Genomic DNA, 20,067 nt, shown 5'->3' on the forward strand with positions numbered 1-20,067 from the left:
GGCGACGGACGCATCAGGTCATCGTCAGGTTCGCGTAGGCCATCACCAGCCATTTCGCGCCGACATCGTCGAACTGCACCTGCACGCGCGCGTGCGCGCCGCTGCCTTCGTAGTCGATGACCACGCCGGCCCCGAACTTGGGATGCTGCACGTTGGCCCCGAGCTTGATCGCCGGGGCTTCGATGACGCTGTGGCCGAGCGTGCGCGGCGCGCCCAGCGAGGCGCCGCGCGACACCTGCACCTTGGGCCGCACTTCGTGCAGCAGGTCGCGCGGGATCTCGCGCAGGAAGCGCGAGGGCACGTTGTAGTTGTCCTGGCCGTGGATGCGCCGCGACTCGGCGTAGCTGAGCACCAGCTTATGCCGCGCGCGGGTGATGCCGACATAGGCCAGGCGCCGCTCTTCCTCCAGGCGCCCGCTCTCTTCCAGCGAGCGCGCGCTGGGGAACAGGCCATCCTCCATGCCGGCCAGGAACACCAGCGGGAACTCCAGGCCCTTGGCCGAATGCAGGGTCATCAACTGCACGCCGTCCTCGCCGGCCTGGGCCTGACCTTCGCCGGCCTCCAGCGAGGCGTAGGCCAGGAACGCGACCAGCTCGGTCATCGCCTGGCGGCCCTCGTCGGCCTCCTCGTCGCCGTCGGCGCGGACGAAGCGCGAGGCCACCGACACCAGTTCGTCGAGGTTGTCGGTGCGCGATTCCGAATCCAGCCCGCCGCGGCTCTCCTTGCTCCAGTGCTCGCGCAGGGTGGAGCGCGCCAGCACCTGGTCGATCTGTTCGGGCAGCGGCAGTCCGGCCACTTCCGCGGCCAATTGTTCGATCAGTCCCAGGAACTGCGCCAGCGCGTTGCGCGCGCGCGCGGCCAGATCGCCGCCCGCTTGCGCGGCCTGCTGGGCGGCGGACCACAGCGACAACGACTGCGCACGCGCCAGGCGCCGCACTTCGTCCAGGGTGCGATCGCCGATGCCGCGCGTGGGCGTGTTCACCGCACGCTCGAACGCCGCGTCGTCGGCGCTGTTGGCGACCAGGCGCAGGTAGGCCAGGGTGTCCTTGATTTCGGCGCGCTCGAAGAAGCGCATGCCGCCGTACACCCGGTACGGCACCTGCTCGGCGATCAGCGATTCTTCGAACGCGCGCGACTGCGCATTGCTGCGGTAGAGCACCGCCGCCTCGCTGTAGCTGCCGCCGTCGCGCACCCATTGGCGCACGCGCTCGACCACGTAGCGCGCCTCGTCGATCTCGTTGTAGGCCGCGTACAGGTCGATCGGGTCGCCGTCGCCCGAATCGGTCCACAGCTGCTTGCCGATGCGGTCCGGGTTGTGCGCGATCACCGCGTTGGCGGCATTGAGGATGTTGGCGCTGGAGCGGTAGTTCTGTTCCAGGCGGATGGTCTGCGCGCTCGGGAAATCCTTCAGGAAGCGCTGCACGTTCTCGACCTTGGCGCCGCGCCAGCCGTAGATCGCCTGGTCGTCGTCGCCGACCACGAACACGTGCCCGCTGTCGCCGGCGAGCACGCGCACGAACGCGTACTGGATCGCGTTGGTGTCCTGGAACTCGTCGACCAGGATCTCGCGGAAGCGCCCGCGGTAGTGCGCCAGCAGCGGCGGATTGTCGCGCAGCAACTCATGCGCGCGCAGCAGCAGCTCGGCGAAGTCGACTAGGCCGGCGCGGTCGCAGCGTTCCTGGTACAGCGCGTAGGCGCTGCGCAGGGTGCTGGTCCACTCGTCGCGCGGCTCCGGCTGGATGTGCTGCGCGCGGCGGCCCTCGTCCTTCTGCTGGTTGATCCACCACACGATCTGCTTGGGCGGGAACTTGCCCTCGTCCAGTTCCAGCTGCTGCACCACGCGCTTGACCAAGCGCAGTTGGTCGTCCGAATCGAGCACCTGGAAGCTTTCCGGCAGCCTGGCGTCCTGCCAGTGCAGGCGCAGCAGGCGGTGCGCCAGGCCGTGGAAGGTGCCGATCCACATCCCGCGGCTGCCGTTGCGCAACTGCAGGTCGGCGCGGTGGCGCATCTCGCCGGCGGCCTTGTTGGTGAAGGTGACCGCGAAGATGCCGTGCACCGGCACGCCCTGGACTTCGTTGAGCCAGGCGATGCGGTGGGTGAGCACGCGCGTCTTGCCGGACCCGGCGCCGGCCAGGACCAGGTAGTGGCCGGGCGGCGCGGAGACGGCCTCGCGCTGGGCGGGGTTCAGATCGTCGAGCAAATGGGAGACATCCACCCGGACATTTTACCGGTTGCGGCGGCGCAGCGGCTGCGACGGCGCGCGCCGATCGGCGCGCGCGATGGCATCAATCGGCGCGGAACAGCCGTTCGGCGAGGAAATCCACGAATACGCGCAGCTTCGGCGACAGTTGCCGGCGCGACGGCCACACCACGAAGAACGCGCCACCCTCGGCCAGGTGCGCGTCCAGCACCGATTGCAGACGGCCGTCGGCCAGCGCGTCGCGGGCCAGGAACGCCGGCATGCAGGCGATGCCCATGCCGGCGATCGCCGCCGCGCGCACCGCTTCCATGTTGTTGCAGGTGAGCACCGCCGGCGGCAGCGGCGCCGGTTGCGCCAGCGGCCAGTCCTGCGGCTTGCCGGTGCCGGGAACGCGGAACAGCACGCCATCGTGCGCGGCCAGCTGCGCCGGGGTCTGCGGCACGCCGCGGCGGCGCAGGTAGTCCGGCGCGGCGCACAGACAGAAGCGGAACGGCCCCAGGCGCCGCGCCAGCAGCCGCGAGTCGGCCTGTACGCCGCTGCGGATCACCGCGTCCAGGCCGTGTTCGAGCAGGTCGACCACGCGGTCGTCGAACTCCAGGTCCAGTTCCACGTCCGGATAGCGCTGGCGGAACTCGGGCAGCAGCGGCACCAGGAAGCGGTAGCCGATGGTCGGCAGGCCGACCCGCAGCCGCCCGCGCGGCGCCTGCCGGGTCTGCGCCAGCGCGTCCTCGGCCTCGCGCAGGTCGGCCAGCACGCGCTGGCAATGCTCCAGGAACAGCGCGCCCTCGGCGGTCAGGGCGATGCGCCGGGTGGTCCGTTGCAGCAGGCGCACGCCGAGCTCGCGCTCCAGCGCGGCCACGCTCTTGCCCACCGCCGAGGCCGAGATGCCGAGCACGCGGCCTGCGCCGACGAAACTGCGCTGTTCGGCGGCACGGACGAAGGCGACGATGCCGGTGAGCCGATCCATCCCGGGATATTAGAGCGTTTCGTTCCGGAAAGAATGGAAATCGAGGGCCTTTTTCGCCAATTGCCGCACGGCTATCTCTAATGGCGACCCCGGCACCCGCCGGCAGAGCCTTCTGCGATGACGTCCCTTTCGACCTCCCTCCCCTCCTCCACGCGGCACCGCGGCGCCGCCCTGGCCGCGGTCTGCCTGGCCGCCCTGGCGCTGCCGCTGAACTTCTCCGGCGGCGCCATCGCCACCCCGGCGATCGGTGCCGCGCTGGGCGGCAGCGCGCTGGCGCTGGCCTGGGTCAGCAACGCCTTCATGCTCAGCTTCGGCAGCCTGCTGCTGGCGGCCGGCGCACTCGCCGACCGGCATGGCCGCAAGCGGGTGTTCCTGGGCGGACTGGCGCTGTTCGCCGCTGCCACCCTGGGCGTGAGCGCGGCCGGCTCGGTGGCGACGCTGGACCTGTGGCGCGCGCTGCAGGGCGTGGGCGCGGCCGCCGCGCTGGCCGCCGGCACCGCGGCGCTGGCGCAGCTGTACGACGGCGCCGCCCGCACGCGTGCGTTCAGCCTGCTCGGCACCACCTTCGGGACGGGCCTGGCGTTCGGTCCGCTGGCGGCCGGCGCGGTGAGCGAACGGCTGGGCTGGCGCGCGATCTTCGTCGGCGTGGCCGCGGTCGCGGCGCTGGCGTGGGCGCTGGCCGCACGCTGGCTACCCGAATCGCGCGATCCGGCCACCGGCCCGCCCGACCGCGCCGGCGCACTGAGCTTCAGCGCGGCGCTGGCGTTGTTCACCGCCGGCCTGATCGAAGGGCCGCACAGCGGCTGGGCCAGCGTCACGACCCTGGCATTGCTCGGCGCCGCCGCGATCCTGCTGCTCGCCTTCGTGCGGATCGAACGGCGCCTGCGCCACCCGCTGCTGGACCTGCGCCTGTTCCGTTATCGGCGCTTCGTCGGCGTACAGCTGCTGCCGGTGGCCACCTGCTACAGCTACGTGGTGTTGCTGGTGGTGTTGCCGCTGCGCCTGATCGGGGTCGATGGCCAGCCGCCCGCCAGTGCCGGCCTCACCCTGCTCGCGCTGTCGGCCCCGATGCTGCTGGTGCCGCGGCTGGCGGCGGCGCTGGCGCAGCGCATCGCCCCGGCCTGGTTGTCCGCGGCCGGGCTGGCGCTGGCCGCGGCCGGCCTGTGCTGGCTCGGAGCGCGGCCGCCGGCGCAGGCGATCCCGGCGCTGCTGCTGATCGGCGCGGGCACCGCGCTGCCCTGGGGCCTGATGGACGCGCTGTCGGTCAGCGTGGTGCCGAGCGAACGCGCCGGCATGGCCGCCGGCATCTTCGGCACCCTGCGCGTGGCCGGCGAAGGCATCGCCCTGGCCGGCGTGGCCGCCGTACTGGCGGCGCTGCTGCAGGCGCGGCTGGCCGCGATCGCGCCACTGCTGCCGCACGCGACCCTGGCGGACACCGCGCAGCGCCTGGTCGCGGGCGATCTGTCGGCCTCGGCGCAGGAGGGCGCGCTGTCCGCGGCGCAGCTGCGGTCGGCCTACGCCGCGGCCTTCGGCACGCTCACCCGGCTGCTGGCGGCGATCACCGCGCTGGCGGCGGTCGCGATCTGCATGCTGCTCGGGCGCACGCCACGGAACGCGGTGGAGGAGAAGCGCTGATCGAGGCGGGACACGCATGCGCGGGCGCTGTCTCGGCCGCGATGGGCATGACCGGCGCTGCGCGTCGCGGCGGCTGAAGCCGCCTATGCACCGGCACGCGCCGGTCCGTCGCGGCAAGCGCGCGCGACGCGAGGTGCCCGGATGGCGCCGCCGCGCCGCACTGCGTCGAGGTGGGCGACGGGTCCCGCGGCGCTCAGTGCGCGGCGGCGGGCGCCGACAGGTCCAGCGCAAGCAGCGCCTGCGCGGTCTGTTGCGCCTGCACCCGCACTTCCGGGATCGCCAGGCTTTCCCACAGGCTGCCGATGCGCAGGCTGCCGAGCACGCGCAGGCGCGGATCGGCCTGGCCATCGACATCGAGCAGCGCGCCATCGGCGGCGCTGGCCACGCCGATGCCGTGCGGCCCGGGCGCGGCGTGGCCGCAGCCGAGCAACTGGTGCAGCAGCGGATTGCGCATGGTCTGCGCGCGCAGTTCGACGCCGGTGGCGTTGACCACGCAATGCGCGTCCAGTTGCAGCGGCACGCCGTCGGCGCCCATGCCGTTGACCTGCACGCAGGCGCCGACCGCGAACGCCGTGTCCAGCCGCGCGCGGTGCAGGCGCAACTGGCCGACCTGGCGCATCGCCTGCAGTTGCGCGAACACCGGCGCGGCGATGCGGTGCCGGTGCACATCCCAGTAGCGCACCCCATGGCGCAGGAAGCGGCGCTGCTCGGCCACCGACAGCGATTGCCACAGCGCCTGCACCAGCGGCCGCACCCGGTCCATCACGCTCTGCCAGGGCTGGCCTTGCGCCTGCGCCGCGGCCGCATGCCGGCGCAGCGCGCGCATCCGCTGGCGCAACGGCATCGCCAGCAAGGCCTGCGCATCGAACTCGGCCGGTTCGCCGTGCGCGGCGTGCGGCAGCGGCAGCAACGCGTGCCGCGACACCACGTGCACCGGGCCGCGGTGCGCATTGGCCAGCAGAGTCAGCACGCTGTCGGCCATGCTCAGCCCGGAACCGACGATGCACACCGTGGCCTCGCGCGGAATCGCCTGCAGTTGCGCGTAGTCCCAGGCCTCCACCCGCGCCGGCGCGGCGAGGCTGGCGGCGCCGCGCGCCGGCAGCGGGCGCAGGCTGTTGCCCAGCGCCAGCACCGTGGCCTGCGCGCGCAGCATCGTGCCATCGTGCAAGTGCAGCGTCTGCCCGCGCGCGTCGCGGTCCAGCGCCAGCACGCGCTGCTGTCGCCAGGTCAGCTGCGCCGGGCCGGCCGCCTGCGCCTGCGCCAGGCGCGCGCGCAGGTAGGCGGCATAATGGCGGCGCTGCACATAGGCCTGCGCCAACGCCTCGGGCGACAGCGCCGGGTACAAGGCCTGCTGCTGCAGCCAGTCGAGAAAATCGTCGGGCAGGTCGGGGAAGGCGCTCATGCGTCCGGCCGGCACGTTCAGCAGATGCTCCGCGCAGGGCGTGGCATAGGCCACGCCCTGCCCCAGCGCCGCTCCCGGCTCGATCAGCTGCACGCGCAGCGCGGTGCCGGACTGGCGCAGTACCTGCAACGCGACCAGCACGCCGGCCGCGCCGCCGCCGACGATGGCGATATCGCAGGCGTTCGTACAATCGCCGGCGTCGGCGGGCTGGAGGTCGCTCATGCCTGCGATTGTAAGGGATGCCCCCACCGGCTCCGCCGCTCGCTAAGAACCATCGCGCATGTGCTGCCGAACAATGCGCATGGCGCTGCCATCACACCGTCACGTTCGCGCACGCTCACATCAGCGCATCGGCCAGGCGCGCGATGCCTTCGCGGCTGCGGCGCCAGGCCGGACGCTTGCGCCAGGCCTCCAGCGACAGCACGCGCGCATCGGCCAGGTAGTCCGCCTCCACCGCGCGCAGCCGCTGCACCACCTCGCTGCAGTAGCACAGCACGCCGATCTCGGCGTTCAACGCGAAGGAACGGATGTCCAGGTTGATCGAGCCGACCAGGGCGATGCCCTCGTCCACGCTCAGGTGCTTGGCGTGCAGGAAGCACGGCCGGTACAGCGCGATCTTGACCCCGCTGCGCAGCAGCTCGTCGTAGTACGCCTCCTGCGCCCACGCGGTGAGCCGCTGGTTGCTGCTCTCGGACAGGATCAGTTGCACGTCCACCCCGGACAGCGCGGCGATGCGCAGGGCGCTGAGCGTGGCCTCGTCGGGCACGAAGTACGGCGTCACCATCACGATGCGCCGCCGCGCCAGGTGGATCAGCGCGTTGACCGCGTCGCGCGCGTTCTCGAACGGATACGCCGGGCCGCTAGGCAGCAGTTGCGTGGCGGTGTCGGCGCCGTGTACCGCGGTGACTTCGGTCACGCGCAGGCGCTCGCCGGTCTCGATGAACCAGTCGCTGGCGAACACCGCTTCCAGGTGCGCGACCACCGGCCCCTGCACCCGCGCCACCAGTTCGCGGTTGGGATGGCCGCGCACGAACTCGGCGGCGGCCAGGTTCTGCGAACCGATGTAGCCGACGCGGTTGTCGATCACCGCGATCTTGCGGTGGTTGCGCAGGTCCATGCGCCCGCTGCGGCGCCAGCGCAGCCCGCCCGGCAGCAACGCCTGCACCTCGATCCCCGCCGCGCGCAGCCGCTTGCGGTAGCGGCGCAGTCCGCGGCGGCCGCCGCGCGCATCCAGCAGCAGCCGGCAGCGCACTCCGCGCGCGGCCGCGCGCAACAGCGCGGCCACGACCGCGTCGCCGACCGCGTCGTCGAACATCAGGTAGTACAGCAGGTGCACGCGCTCGACCGCCGCGTCGATGTCGTCGATCAGCGCCTGCAGCGACGCCGCATACCGGTCCAGCAGTTCCACCGTGTTGCCGTGGGTGGGCATGAAATCGCCCTGGCGCTCGATCAGCGGCACCACTTCGGCGATCGCGGTGTCGGCGGGCGGCCTCCAGCGCAGCGCGGTCAGCGGCACCTGCTGCTCGCGGATCACCTGCGAGGCCAGCGCCTGGCGCTGGATGCGTTCGCGCGACAGCCACGGATGGCCCAGCAGCAGGTACAGCGGCAGCCCCAGCACCGGCACGAAGCCGACCAGCAGCAGCCAGCTGCGCGCGGCGCCCGGGGTGGTCCGCGCGGGGATCCACAGCAAGGCCACCAGCCGGATCAGCCAGTCCAGCGCCAACAGCCAGGTGCCTTCCAACCAGAACGGCAGCATCGCGAGCCTTTTGCAACCAGGTCGGTCGATTCTGCGCGAGCCGGCGGCAAACGCAACCGCAGGGGCGCCTGCAGGGGCTACCGCGATCGGACCGCCTCGCAGCGGATGCGCAGGCGACGGCGGCCAAAGCGCCCGTCCGCGGCACATGCGCTCCCGGCGCGTGCGCCTGTCATTGCTTGCGGAAGGTGATCCCGGCGTAGACCAGCACCTTGCCGCCGTCCTCGAAGCGCACGGTCTGCCCCGTCATCTCCGGCCCCAGGCCGCCGGTGATCGCACGGGTCGCATCGCTGAACAGCAACGGATAGCGATAATCTCCGGTGTTGTAGCTGAGCCGCAGCATCGGCAGACGCCCATCCCAGCGCTCGACATGCGCCGCGAGCAGTTGTTCCGCACCCGCCGTCTGGTAGCCGAAATGCGTGTAGCAGCCTAGCAGCGGCGCGATGTCGACCGTCGCCGCGTCGACCCGGTGCGCCAATGCGGACTCGTCCCCGGCAGCACGGCGGAACAGCACGTGATAAGGACCGACATCGACGAAGTGCCGCTCCTCGCCGGTCGGCCGCAGCGCTCCGTCGTGCAGCGCATAGGCGCGGAATCCGCCGTTCGCCAAGGGCCGCAGCAGCGACCAGGCGCCGTCGCTGTGCTCGCGCAGGGCGGGTCCGTCGCGTTCGACGCTCAGATAGCCGTTCTTGCTGGCGTAGTCGCCCACATGGGCGGCAAGCGAGGTCGCGGCGATCTCGATTTCGCCGGCATCCGGGTCGGGCGCAGGCAGATGTGGCGCGGGCCGGATGCTGCGCGGCGCCATGCCGTGGCGCTGCAGGACGTCGAAGGCGAAATCCTGCGCCAGCCCATCGCCGCCGACCGTGTTGACGACGATCGCCGCGGCGGCGTTGCGTTGCGGCAGCAGCAACAGCGCCGCATTGGAATAGATGGTGCTCCCCGCATGATAGGGCGCGGTACAGCGACCGTCGTCGAACAGGAACCAGCCGAATCCCTTCTTGTTCGTCTCGACCAGAATGTCGGCGTTGTGCAGCGCGAACATCTCCTGCGCCACGGCGTGCGGGACCACGCTCGCCGCATCGCCGCGCCATCCGGCGATCATGCCGCGGGCATAGCGCATCAGGTCCTCGACGCTGGCGTACAGGCCGCCGGCGGGCTGGTCGCGCAACTCGAACGCAGGCGCGACGCGGCCGCCGGGATAGTGGCTTTTCGAAGGCGTCGGCAGCGCCGGATCGCCGGCGAAACCCGAGCGTGCCATCCGCAGCGGGCGCAGGATATGGTCGCGGACATAGGCCCGGTAGTCCTGCCCGCTCGCGACCTGGACCACATTGCCCAGCAGGCTGTAGCCGGCGTTGGAGTACAAGCCGATGGTACCCGGACACGCCGCGATGTCCGATTCCCGAAGCAGGCGTGGCACGTCGAGATAACTGGCGCGTTCGAGTTCCAGATCGCGGAATTCGTCGGTCGGCAGCCCGGAGGTGTGGGTGGCGATCCTGCGCAGCGTGATGGCATCGGCGTCGAAGCCACGCATGCCGATCGCGAATTCGGGAAGCAGCCGATGCAGCGGCGCGTCCAGATCGAGCTTGCGCCGGTGGTGCAGCTGCTGGAGCGCGAGCGCGGTGAAGGTCTTGGTGATCGAGCCGATGGCGACCGGCGTGCGCGTGGTCATCGCGATCGAGCGCAGGTGGTCCGCCATGCCGAAGCTCGCGCTCCACCCGATCGCGCCATCGCGCAGGATGGCGGCGCTGACGCCGACCAGGCCGTCGCTGGCCATGCGTTCTCGGATCAAGGCCGCGTAGTGGGACGCATCGGCCCGGCTGGCCGCACGCAGCGGCCGCGCGAGCATCGCCGTCGCCCCCAGCGCCAGTACCTGGCGGCGGCTGAATGTCCTCATGCCCGTCCCCCCACCCCGGTCCGTCCGGTCATTGCGGATCGTACCGGCGCCGGCGCGCGCTGTGCGCATGCGGCGAACCCCATACCCCCAGACGCACGAAACCCGCCTTGCGGCGGGTTCCGTGTCGACCTGGAAAGGCGATCCGAGGATCAGCCGATCACTTGATCTTGCCTTCCTTGTACAGGACGTGCTTGCGCACGACCGGATCGTACTTGAGGAATTCCATCTTCCCCGGGGTGTTCTTCTTGTTCTTGTCCGTGGTGTAGAAGTGACCGGTACCGGCCGAGGAAATCATACGGACCTTATCGCGCTTGCCTGCCATGATGCTCTACTCCTCAGACCTTTTCGCCGCGCGCACGCAGCTCAGCCAGAACGGAATCGATCCCGTTCTTGTCGATGGTGCGCAGCGCGTGCGCGGAAACCTTCAGCTTGACCCAGCGGTTCTCGCTGGCGACCCAGAAGCGGCGCTCGTGCAGGTTGGGCAGGAAGCGACGACGGGTTCTGTTGTTGGCGTGGGAGACGTTGTTACCCGTCTGCACACGCTTGCCGGACACTTGACATACGCGGGACATTACGCACCTCGATAGATAGTTTGAGTCGCCCATAGCCTGGGAGACGGCGGCCCCGGCAGCCTTGCGGGCGGCCACGCGACGTGGGAAATCAAGCAGTTACGCTGGGAGAGGCCGGCCGGAGATCGCGTATCCGGCCGCCGGCCCGACAGCAGTCGGGCACAGCGAGCCGCGCATTATGCATGCCTTTCCCTTGTGTCGCAAGCACTTACCGGCGTCGCGCGGGCCTGGCGCAGTTCCGCCCAGGCGCGCCGCGCCACCTGCCAGGCCGAACGCAGGAACAGCAGCAGCAGCGCCGCGGCGATCAGCAGGTCCGGCCAGCCGGCGCCGAACGCCCACACCGCGACGCTGGCCAGGATGACCGCGCCGCCTTCGTAGACGTCGTTGAGCGAGCACGCCCAGGCCGAGGCCAGGTTGATGTCGCCGCGCCGGTACGGCCACAACAGGCGCAGGCACAGCAGGTTCGCCGCCAGGTTCAGTGCCGCGGCCACGCCCATGCTCTCGAACAGCGGCAGCTGTGGGTGCAGCAGCTTCCAGCCGATGCCCACGGCCACCGCCAACGCCGCGGCCAGGATCAGCGCCGCCTTGAGCAGCGCCACCCGCGCCTTGGCCGCCAGGCTGGCGCCGACCACGGCCAGGCTCAGCGCATAGGTCAGCGCATCGCCGAGATTGTCCAGGCTGCCGGACAGCAGCGAGGCCGAACCGCTGTGCCAGGCGCTGCCCAGCAGCATCGCGAAGGTGCCGGCGTTGATCGCCAGCACCCACCACAGCACCCGCCGCTGGCGCACCTGCATCGCCGCCACGTCCAGGGTCTTGCCGCAACCGCAGCAGTCGTCGGCCATCGCTCACCTCGCCAGCGTCGGAGCATCCGCGGGGGCGGACGCAGCGGCTGCATCTTCGCGCCGATGCAGCCAGCGGTACAGCACCGGCAGCACCAGCAGGGTCAGCAGCGTGGAGGACACGATGCCGCCGATCACCACCGTCGCCAGCGGCCGCTGCACCTCCGAGCCGGCGCCGACGTTGAACGCCATCGGCACGAAGCCCAGCGCCGCCACCAGCGCGGTCATCAGCACCGGACGCAGCCGCGCCAGCGCGCCTTCGCGCAGGGCCTGCTCCAGCCCCAGGCCGTCCGCGCGCAGCTTGCGCACGAAGGCGATCATCACCAGCCCGTTCAGTACCGCCACCCCGGACAGGGCGATGAAGCCGACTCCGGCCGAGATCGACAGCGGGATGCCGCGCAGCGCCAACGCGATCACGCCGCCGGTCAGCGCCAGCGGCACGCCGCTGAACACGATCGCCGCGTCGCGCAACGAGCCGAACGACCAGTACAGCAGCGCGAAGATCAGCAACAGCGTGGCCGGCACCACCCAGGCCAGGCGCTGCCCGGCCGAGATCAGTTGCTCGAAGGTGCCGCCATACCCGATCCAGTAGCCGCTGGGCAGTTCCACCTCGGCCGCGACGCGCTGCTGCAGCTCGGCGACGAAGCCGCCCAGGTCGCGGTCGCGCACGTTGGCGGTGATCACGATGCGACGCTTGCCATCCTCGCGGTTGATCTGGTTCGGCCCCAGCACCGTTTCGACCTTGGCCACCTCGCGCAGCGGCACGGTGATCGGCGCGCCGCTGCGCCAGCCCGGCGCGCGGCTGGACTCGTCGGCGTCGCCGCGTTCGGCGTCGCCGCGCAGCGGGATCGGCAGGTCGGCCAACGCCGCCGGGTCCTGCCGCAGCGCTTCCGGCAGCCGCACCACGATGTCGAAGCGGCGATCGCCCTCGAACAGTTGCCCGGCGTCCTGGCCGCCCACCGCGGCGGCCACGGTGTCCTGCACCACGCCCGGATTGAGTCCGTAGCCGGCCAGCGCGGCGCGGTCCGGCAGCACCGCCAGCATCGGCAGGCCGGTGGCCTGTTCCAGCTTGACGTCGGCCGCGCCGGGCACCGTGCCGGCGACCGCCTCGACGCGCTGCCCGACCCGCACCAGCGTGTCCAGGTCGTCGCCATAGAGCTTGATCGCCACGTCGGCGCGCACGCCGGAGATCAGCTCGTTCATGCGCATCTGGATCGGCTGGGTGAACTCGTAGTTGTTGCCCGGCAACTGTTCCACCGCCGCCTCGATCTCGGCCAGCAACTGCGCCTTGGGCTTGCGCGGATTGGGCCATTGCGCGCGCGGCTTCATGATCAGGAAGGTGTCGGCCACCGATGGCGGCATCGGGTCGGTGGCGACCTCGGCGGTGCCGAGCTTGCCGAACACGTGCGCCACTTCCGGGAAGCGCACGATCCGCCGCTCCAGCGTGGCCTGCATGCGCAGCGCCTGCTCCAGGCTGGTGCCGGGAATGCGCATCGCGTGCAGGGCGATGTCGCCCTCGTCGAGGCTGGGGATGAACTCGGTGCCCAGCCGCGTGGCCAGCGCGGCGCACAGCAGGACCAGCGCCATGGCGCCGGCGCCGATCCAGCGCGCGTGGCGCAGCGCGCCGTCCAGCAGCGGCGCATAGAGCCGCCGCGCCCAGCGCATCGCGCGGTTCTCGTGCTCGGATACCTTGCCGCCCAAGCTGAGCGCGATCGCCGCCGGCACGAAGGTCAGCGACAGCAGCATCGCGCCGGTCAGCGCCAGCACCACGGTGATCGCCATCGGATGGAACATCTTGCCCTCGATGCCGGTCAGCGCGAACACCGGCAGGTACACCGCGGCGATGATGCCCACGCCGAACAGGCTGGGGCGGATCACCTCGGCGGTGGCCTGCGCGGTCAGCTCGAAGCGCTCGGCCGCGCTGAGCACGCGGCCCAGCCGCTGTTGCGCCTGGCCGAACCGGCTCAGGCAGTTCTCCACGATGATCACCGCGCCGTCCACGATCAGGCCGAAATCCAGCGCGCCCAGGCTCATCAGGTTGCCGGACACGCCGCCGCGGACCATGCCGGTGAGGGTGAACAGCATCGCCAGCGGGATCACCGCGGCGGTGATCAGCGCCGCGCGGAAGTTGCCCAGCAGCAGGAACAGCACCACGATCACCAGCAGCGCGCCCTCGACCAGGTTCTTGGCGACGGTGGCGATGGTGCGGTCGACCAAGGCGGTGCGGTCGTACACCGGCACCGCGCGCACGCCGGCCGGCAGGCTGCGGTTGGCCTGCTCCAGCCGGGCCGCCGCCGCCTGCGCCACCGTGCGGCTGTTGGCGCCGACCAGCATGAACACCGTGCCCAGCACCACCTCGCCGCCGTCCAGGGTGGCGGCGCCGGTGCGCAGCTCCGGTCCCTCGCCGACCTGGGCCACGTCGCGCACCCGGATCGGCACGCCTTCGCGCCGATCCAGCACGATCGCGCCGATCTCGTCGATGCCGTTCACCTGCCCCGGCACCCGCACCAGGAACTGCTGGCCGTTGCGCTCGATGTAGCCGGCGCCGGCGTTGCGGTTGTTGGCCTCCACCGCGCGCGCCACGTCGTCCAGGGTGAAGCCGAGCGCGACCAGCCGCGCCGGATCCGGGGTGATGTGGATCTGCCGCGCGTAGCCGCCGATGGTGTTGACCTCGGTGACGCCGGGCACGTTGCGCAACTGCGGCCGCACCACCCAGTCCTGCAGCGTGCGCAGGTCGGTGGCGGTCCACGCCGTGCCGTCGGGCTTGCGCGCGTTCGGCCTGGCCTCGACCGTGTACATGAAGATCTCGCCCAGGCCGGTGGCGATCGGCCCGAGTTGCGGCTCCAGGTCCGGCGGCAACTGCGACTTCACCTGCTGCAGCCGTTCGGCCACCTGCTGCCGCGCGAAGTACAGGTCGGTGCCGTCGGCGAACACCGCGGTGACCTGCGACAGCCCGTAGCGCGACAGCGAGCGCGTGGATTCCAGGCCCGGCAAGCCGGCCAGCACCGTCTCCAGCGGGAAGGTGACGCGCTGTTCGGCCTCCAGCGGCGAGTAGCCCGGCGCTGCGGTATTGACCTGCACCTGCACGTTGGTGATGTCCGGCGTGGCGTCGATCGGCAGCCGCGAGAAACTCCAGGCGCCGATCGCGATCAGCACCCCGGTCAGCGCGAGCATCAGCCAGCGCTGCGCGATGGCGAAGCGAATGAGCCTATCGAGCATGGCGGCGGCCTCCGTGGAAGGCGGCGGGCATGCCGCCGTTCTGTAGGAGCGGCTTCAGCCGCGACAGGACCCCGAACGCAAGCGACATCCCGACAGATCGGTCGCGGCTGAAGCCGCTCCTACAGGGGCGCGGGGTACGTGACTCAATGCTCATGCGCCGCCCCCGACTTCTCGATGTCTGCCTTGACCAGGTAGCTCTGCTCCACCACCACCATGTCGCCGGCCTGCAGCCCGGACAGCACCTGCACCTGGCGCGCATCGCGCGCGCCGATCCGCACCGGCCGCGCCTCGTAGGCGTCGCCGACGCGCACGAACACCACCTCCTGCTCGCGCAAGGTCTGCACGGCCGTCGCCGCGACCACCAGTTCGGCCGGCTGCTGCGCCACCGTCACCTGCGCCTTCACCGCCGAACCCGGCCGCCACAGGCCGTCGTCGTTGCGCAGCAGCGCGCGCGCCACCGTGCTCTGGCTGGCGGTGGCGGTGCCCGGCAGCACGCGCTCGAGCGTGGTCTGGGCGATCGCGCCGTCGCTGATCCGGGTCACCGTCACCGGCGCGCCGGCGGCGATGTGGCCGGCGTCGGCGCCGAAGATGTGCAGGTCCACCCACAGCGTGGACAGGTCGGCGATCTCGAACAGCGCCTGGCCTTCGCCGGCCGCGCTGCCGACGCTGGCGTTGCGCGCCAGCACCGTGCCGGTGATCGGCGCGACCACGGTGTAGGTGGTCAGGCTCAGATTGCTTTCCACCGTGGCCAGCGCCTGGCCCGCGCGCACGCGGTCGCCGACGTTGGCGCGCAGGCTGCGCACCGGGCCCGGGAAGCGCGCCGTGGCCTGCGCCTGGGCGCCCTCGGCCGGGGTCAGCAGGCCTTGCACCTCGTGCGTGTCGGCGATGCTGCCGGGGCCGACCGCGGCCACGCGGATGCCCGCCTCGTTGGCGATCCTGGCCGCGATCCGGGTGCGGCCCTCGTAGCTGGGATAGGTCCAGCGCAGCGCCTTGCCCTGCACCGTGGCGCGCACCTCCACGTCGAAGGAATGCGGCTCCCGCACCTCGCTGTCGGCCAGCAGGCTGCCGTCGTCGCGCGCGCGCAGGCGATGCGTCTCGGTGGCACCGCCCAGGCGCGCCAGGCGCACCTCGACGCTGCCGGCGGTGGGCGGCAATGGCTTGCCGTCGCGGTACAGCCAGGCCTGGTAGACCGGCGGCGTGCCGTCCTCGGCGATCGTCAGTTCGAGCGCCAGGCCGTCCTGTTCGAGCAGACGGCCGCCGTGCGCGCCCGTGCGCGCCGCTTCGGCGTGGGCTTCGCCCTCGGCGCCGTGCGCGTCGCTGTCGTCATGGGCGTCGGCGTTCTTGTCGCCGGCGCAGCCGCCGAGCAGCAGGGCCAGCAGCAACGGCGCGAACGCCGTCATGGAGTTGAGGTTCATCGTGGGGAGTCCTGATGGAGACCGGCGGCGGGCGCCGGGTCTCGGAAGATGGGCGGGGATGCGGAAGCGGCCGGCGCTGCGGCGTGCGCGATCACGAAGGGCTGGCCGGTCAGGCGCTGGATCTCGATCAGCGCGGTCTGCGCCTCGATCGCCGCGGCGAGCTGTTGCCGCCGCGCGTCGCCGTGCTGCGCCTGCAACTGCGCCCACTCCAGGTAGCTGATCGCGCCGCCGCGATAGGCGCGCTCGGCGGCGGTCTCGGCGCGGGCCAGCTTCGGCAGCACGTCCTCGCGCATGCGCGCCACTTCCAGTTGCGCGGCGCGGTAGCGGCCGTGCGCATCGGCGAGGGTGGAATACAGCGCCAGCGCCTGCGTCTCGCGCTCCACGCCGAGCAAGTCGCGCTCGGCCTCGGCGGCGCGGATCTCCGGCTGCGCGCGCGCCGCGCTACCCAGCGGCAGCGAGACCCCGGCGATCAGCGCGGTGGCGTCGCCGTCCTGCAGCCGGCGCACGCCGATCTGCCAGTCCAGGTCGGGCCGCGCCTGGCTGCGCGCCAGCCGTAGCCGCGCCTCGCGCACCCGCGCCTCGCCGGCGAAGCGGGCCAGGTCCGGGGTGGCGTCGAGCAGCGCGGCCAAGGCGCCGAACTCCGGCACCGCCGGCAGCGCCAACGGATCGCCCGCCACGCTGGCGAACGCCGGATCGCGCTCGCCCCACAGCACCGACAGATGGCGGCGCGCGGCGGCATGCTCCTGCTGCGCGCGGTCGCGGTCCAGTTCGGCGCGGGCCTGCAGCGCCTGCGTGGTCAGCAGCACCGATTCGGGCGAGGCACCGGCCTGCAGCCGCTGCCGCGCCGCGGCCACCGCGCGCTGGCGCTGGGCCACGTCGGCGCTGGTGATGGCCTGGCGCTGCGCCGCCGCGGCGATCGCCAGATAGCGGCGCGCGACCTCGGCGAGCAGGTCCAGGCGCGCCAGTTCGCGCTGCGGCGCCAGCGCATCGATGCGCGCCTGCGCCAGGGTGCGGCGTGCGTCGAGCTTGCCGCCGCGTTCGAGCACGCCGGCCAGGCTGACGGTCAGTTCGGCCTGGTCCAGGCCGCGCGTTTCGCCGCTGCCAAAGGCGTTCTCCAGGTCGGCGCCCAGGCGCAACGGCGGGCGCAGGGCGTCGCGCTCGGCCTCGGCGGCGAGCACGCGGCGCTGGCCGTCGGCCAGGCGCAGGTCGGGATGGGAGCGGGCGACGCGGGCAACCGCGTCGTCCAGGGTCAGCACAGCATCGGGCGGCACGGCCTGCGCCCACGCGCAGGGCGCGACCGCGAAGACGGCAACAGCCGCCAGTCGCAACCACATGGGATGTCTCCGGAATCGGGATCGATGGACGGGCCGGCAGGCGCCGGCGGTGCATCAGGCCGCGATCGGAGGACGCAGCGGGGTTTCCAGCAGGTGCGAGCGGTAGTCCTGGTGCGCCGCGATCGGACGCGGCTGGGCCGCCGACGGCACGCCCTGCCACAGCAGCGAGGACAGCAATGCCGGACTCTGCCCATGGCAGTAGCTGCTGTGCATCAGCGCATGCATCAGGCTGGCGCCATCGCGCTCGCCGCTGCCATCGCCGCGGTGCGACGCGTCGTCGTCCACGTGCGCCTGGTCGTGTGCCAATGCATGCACGTCGCCCAGCGCACAGGCGACCGGCGCCACCAACACGCCCAGCACCAACACCGCCAGCGCGATCAGGCGCAGCAAGGGGTGCAGCAGGCGGGCACGGCGGATGGACATGGCGCTAAGCCTAGCGATGCGGGCGGGGTTACACAATCGCAGACGGGAGAGACGCAGGCGGCGGCGGGCGCGCGCTGGTTGTGGGCGTGTCCGTGCAGCGCTGGCGGTCGTGGATCGTCCGGCGTCCTGCGCTCTCGTGCCGCGCTGGTGGCCGTCCCCTCATCCGGCGCCGTCCTGCACTCGCATGCCGCGCTGGCCGCCGTACCCTCATCCGGCGCTGCGCGCCACCTTCTCCCGCTGGGAGAAGGAGCAGCTGCCAGCCCCTCTCCCGCCGGGAGAGGGGTGGGGGTGAGGGTCCGGCGCGAAAGCGACTCGCGGCGTTTGGGGACACGGGGCTACGCCCATCCCCTCATCGCCCCTTCGGGGCATCTTCCCCCAAAAATGGAGCCATGGCCCCGATGGCAGAAGGAACCGCCGCAGGGACCGGCTACTTGGATGCGCTGGGCGCCTGGGTGCCCTGCCGATGCCGCTGCTTGCTCTCGGCGATGAAGGCGCGTACCTGTTGCTGCAGCACCGGCAGCGGCACCGAGCCCTGCTTCAGCACGGCATCGTGGAAGGCCTTGATGTCGAAGTCCGCGCCCAGTTCGCGCTCGGCCTCGGCGCGCAGCTCGACGATCGCGATCTCGCCGAGCTTGTAGCTCAGCGCCTGGCCGGGCCAGGAGATGTAGCGGTCGACCTCGGTGGTGACCTCGTGCTCGCTCAGCGCGGTGTGCTCGCGCAGGTACGCCAGCGCCTGCGCGCGGGTCCAGCCCTTGTGGTGCACGCCGGTGTCGATCACCAGCCGGCAGGCGCGCCACATCTCGTAGCTGAGCCGGCCGAAATCCTCGTACGGCGTGGCGTAGATGCCCATCTCCTTGCCCAGCTTCTCGGTGTACAGCGCCCAGCCCTCGCCGTAGGCGGAGATGTAGTTCTCGCGGCGGAACGCGGGCTGCGCGCCCTGCTCCTCGGCCAAGGCGCCCTGCAGCGAGTGGCCGGGCGAGGATTCGTGCAGGGTCAGCGCCGGCAGGTTGTACAGCGGCCGCGACGGCAGGTCGTAGGTGTTGAGCCAGTAGGTGCCGACGCCACCGCGCCCGGCGGTCCAGAACGGGGCGATGTCCGCCGGCACCGGCACGATGGTGAAGCGCCCGCGCGGCAGCGTGCCGATGAACTTGCCGACCTCCCCGTCCACGCGCTTGGCGATCCAGGCGGCGCGGTCCAGCAACTCCTGCGGGGTCTTGACGTAGAACTGCGGATCGGTGCGCAGGAACTGCAGGAACGCCGGGAAGGTCTGCTGCCCCGCCGGCGCCTTGAAGCCGACCTGGGCGATGATCGCATCCATCTCCTTCTGGATCCGCGCCACTTCGCGCAGGCCCACCTGGTGGATCTGTTCGGGAGACATGTCCAGCGTGGTGTACTCGCGGATCTGCTGCTGGTAATAGGCCTTGCCGTCGGGCAACGCCTCGGCGGCGAGCGTGGTGCGCGCCTGCGGCACGTATTCCTCGCGATAGAAGCGCAGCAGCTGCGCGTAGGCCGGGATCACCTTGTCGCGCAGCGCCGCCTGCGCCTGTTCGCGCAATCGCTGCTGTTCGGCCGCCGGGATCTGCGCCGGCAGTTGCTTGAACGGCGCATACAGCGCCGCGGCGGTGGGATCCTTGAGCTCGGCGACGCCGGCGATCGAGCCATCGCGCCCTTCCAGCACCGCGCGCGGCACGCTGAAGCCGCGCTTGAGGCCGGCGCGCATGTTGTCGGTTTGCTGCGCGAAGTAGCGCGGCACGTCGTTGAGCCGCGCGATGTAGGCGCGGTACTCGGCCGGTGTGCGCAGCGTGCGCCGCGCCATGAAGCCCAGGTCCGACCAGAACGAGCTGTCGGAATTGAACGGCATTTCGTAGGCGCGCAGGCGCACCGAGGCGGCGAGATTCTCGATCTGCGGCCGGTAGACGGCCAGGTTGACCTGGTTGTCGGCCGACAACTGCGCCGGGTCGATCGCATCCAGTTGCCGCAGCACGTCTTCCCACACTTTCAACCGCGCCGCCTGCGCCGCTGCACCGACGTCGGGCAACTGCTGGTTGTCGCCGCTGCTGTCGCTGTCCTCGTCGGCCTGCCCGACCTGCGCCTGGCGCCACGCCCACTCCTTTTCGTAGATGGCCTGGAAGCGAGCGTCAGCGGTGCCGGCCTCGGCCGTGGCCGGTGCTGCGCTGGACGACGCCGGCGGTGCGGCCAGCGCGGGCGCGGCCACGGCGAAAACGAGCAACAGGGAAGCGGCCAGCGGGGTCTTGGCGATCAGCATTGGCGGGGACGGGCTCATGGGAACAGGATTCGATGATCGCACCGTGGGGCGTGCTGGGGGTGGGCCGGAAGTCCTGTTTCGAAACTCCGAGCTCCCGGATGGATCCGCACGTTAGCGAGGCATTTCCCGACATGGCGTACAGCGACTGGAC

General features: G+C 71.7%; 14 protein-coding genes. 1 reads left to right on the forward strand and 13 read right to left on the reverse strand.

The window, feature by feature from the left end:
- Nucleotides 1-13: 13 nt before the first annotated feature.
- Nucleotides 14-2,215, reverse strand: a complete 2,202-nt coding sequence (gene uvrD / locus AB3X07_RS22235) for a DNA helicase II (RefSeq protein ID WP_369941356.1) — start codon at nt 2,213-2,215, stop codon at nt 14-16.
- 70 nt (nt 2,216-2,285) lie between these two features.
- Entirely contained in the window at nt 2,286-3,167 is an 882-nt protein-coding gene (locus AB3X07_RS22240) for a LysR substrate-binding domain-containing protein (protein WP_369941358.1), read from the reverse strand.
- A gap of 117 nt (nt 3,168-3,284) precedes the next feature.
- On the opposite strand from AB3X07_RS22240, the gene AB3X07_RS22245 reads away from it, so the two are divergent.
- Complete coding sequence (locus tag AB3X07_RS22245; protein WP_369941361.1) at nt 3,285-4,802, forward strand: MFS transporter; 1,518 nt, start codon at nt 3,285-3,287, stop codon at nt 4,800-4,802.
- A 193-nt stretch (nt 4,803-4,995) separates the two neighbouring features.
- On the opposite strand, the gene AB3X07_RS22250 is transcribed toward AB3X07_RS22245, so the two are convergent.
- The 11 genes from AB3X07_RS22250 to AB3X07_RS22300 all read right to left on the reverse strand — a co-directional run bounded on the left by AB3X07_RS22250 (nt 4,996) and on the right by AB3X07_RS22300 (nt 19,916).
- A complete protein-coding gene (locus AB3X07_RS22250; protein WP_369941363.1) occupies nt 4,996-6,426 on the reverse strand; it encodes an FAD/NAD(P)-binding protein in 1,431 nt (476 codons plus the stop codon).
- Between the two features lie 115 nt (nt 6,427-6,541).
- Nucleotides 6,542-7,960: a cardiolipin synthase gene (cls, locus tag AB3X07_RS22255; protein ID WP_369941365.1), complete on the reverse strand. Its 1,419-nt coding sequence runs from the start codon at nt 7,958-7,960 to the stop codon at nt 6,542-6,544.
- Nucleotides 7,961-8,129: 169 nt separating this feature from the next.
- Nucleotides 8,130-9,920 (reverse strand): serine hydrolase domain-containing protein, encoded by a 1,791-nt coding sequence (locus AB3X07_RS22260; protein ID WP_369941367.1) that lies wholly within the window; start codon nt 9,918-9,920, stop codon nt 8,130-8,132.
- 88 nt (nt 9,921-10,008) lie between these two features.
- A complete protein-coding gene (gene rpmG, locus AB3X07_RS22265) occupies nt 10,009-10,176 on the reverse strand; it encodes a 50S ribosomal protein L33 (RefSeq protein WP_169411268.1) in 168 nt (55 codons plus the stop codon).
- A 10-nt stretch (nt 10,177-10,186) separates the two neighbouring features.
- The gene (gene rpmB / locus AB3X07_RS22270; RefSeq protein ID WP_160969509.1) at nt 10,187-10,423 is read right to left on the reverse strand and encodes a 50S ribosomal protein L28; all 237 of its coding nucleotides are present in this window, start codon (nt 10,421-10,423) and stop codon (nt 10,187-10,189) included.
- Nucleotides 10,424-10,596: 173 nt separating this feature from the next.
- Nucleotides 10,597-11,262, reverse strand: a complete 666-nt coding sequence (locus AB3X07_RS22275; RefSeq protein ID WP_369941369.1) for a cation transporter — start codon at nt 11,260-11,262, stop codon at nt 10,597-10,599.
- A gap of 3 nt (nt 11,263-11,265) precedes the next feature.
- The gene (locus AB3X07_RS22280) at nt 11,266-14,478 is read right to left on the reverse strand and encodes an efflux RND transporter permease subunit (RefSeq protein WP_369941372.1); all 3,213 of its coding nucleotides are present in this window, start codon (nt 14,476-14,478) and stop codon (nt 11,266-11,268) included.
- A gap of 143 nt (nt 14,479-14,621) precedes the next feature.
- Nucleotides 14,622-15,878 (reverse strand): efflux RND transporter periplasmic adaptor subunit, encoded by a 1,257-nt coding sequence (locus AB3X07_RS22285; protein ID WP_369944846.1) that lies wholly within the window; start codon nt 15,876-15,878, stop codon nt 14,622-14,624.
- A gap of 11 nt (nt 15,879-15,889) precedes the next feature.
- Nucleotides 15,890-17,227, reverse strand: a complete 1,338-nt coding sequence (locus tag AB3X07_RS22290; RefSeq protein WP_369941374.1) for a TolC family protein — start codon at nt 17,225-17,227, stop codon at nt 15,890-15,892.
- Between the two features lie 54 nt (nt 17,228-17,281).
- On the reverse strand, nt 17,282-17,650 hold the full coding sequence (locus tag AB3X07_RS22295; RefSeq protein WP_369941376.1) for a hypothetical protein: 369 nt from the start codon (nt 17,648-17,650) through the stop codon (nt 17,282-17,284).
- Nucleotides 17,651-18,077: 427 nt separating this feature from the next.
- Nucleotides 18,078-19,916, reverse strand: coding sequence for a DUF885 domain-containing protein (locus tag AB3X07_RS22300; RefSeq protein WP_369944847.1), 1,839 nt, complete (start codon nt 19,914-19,916; stop codon nt 18,078-18,080).
- Nucleotides 19,917-20,067: the final 151 nt, after the last annotated feature.

It is taken from the genome of Xanthomonas sp. DAR 35659, assembly GCF_041242975.1.
GTDB classification, from domain to species: Bacteria; Pseudomonadota; Gammaproteobacteria; order Xanthomonadales; family Xanthomonadaceae; genus Xanthomonas_A; species Xanthomonas_A medicagonis.

Coding starts and splice junctions, on each gene's coding strand:
- AB3X07_RS22290 (WP_369941374.1), bottom strand. CDS start 17,227: ATGTGGTTGCGACTGGCGGCTGTTGCCGTCTTCGCGGTCGCGCCCTGC.
- AB3X07_RS22240 (WP_369941358.1), bottom strand. CDS start 3,167: ATGGATCGGCTCACCGGCATCGTCGCCTTCGTCCGTGCCGCCGAACAG.
- AB3X07_RS22280 (WP_369941372.1), bottom strand. CDS start 14,478: ATGCTCGATAGGCTCATTCGCTTCGCCATCGCGCAGCGCTGGCTGATG.
- AB3X07_RS22295 (WP_369941376.1), bottom strand. CDS start 17,650: ATGTCCATCCGCCGTGCCCGCCTGCTGCACCCCTTGCTGCGCCTGATC.
- AB3X07_RS22275 (WP_369941369.1), bottom strand. CDS start 11,262: ATGGCCGACGACTGCTGCGGTTGCGGCAAGACCCTGGACGTGGCGGCG.
- AB3X07_RS22250 (WP_369941363.1), bottom strand. CDS start 6,426: ATGAGCGACCTCCAGCCCGCCGACGCCGGCGATTGTACGAACGCCTGC.
- rpmB (WP_160969509.1), bottom strand. CDS start 10,423: ATGTCCCGCGTATGTCAAGTGTCCGGCAAGCGTGTGCAGACGGGTAAC.
- AB3X07_RS22300 (WP_369944847.1), bottom strand. CDS start 19,916: ATGCTGATCGCCAAGACCCCGCTGGCCGCTTCCCTGTTGCTCGTTTTC.
- AB3X07_RS22285 (WP_369944846.1), bottom strand. CDS start 15,878: ATGACGGCGTTCGCGCCGTTGCTGCTGGCCCTGCTGCTCGGCGGCTGC.
- AB3X07_RS22260 (WP_369941367.1), bottom strand. CDS start 9,920: ATGCGCACAGCGCGCGCCGGCGCCGGTACGATCCGCAATGACCGGACG.
- AB3X07_RS22245 (WP_369941361.1), top strand. CDS start 3,285: ATGACGTCCCTTTCGACCTCCCTCCCCTCCTCCACGCGGCACCGCGGC.
- cls (WP_369941365.1), bottom strand. CDS start 7,960: ATGCTGCCGTTCTGGTTGGAAGGCACCTGGCTGTTGGCGCTGGACTGG.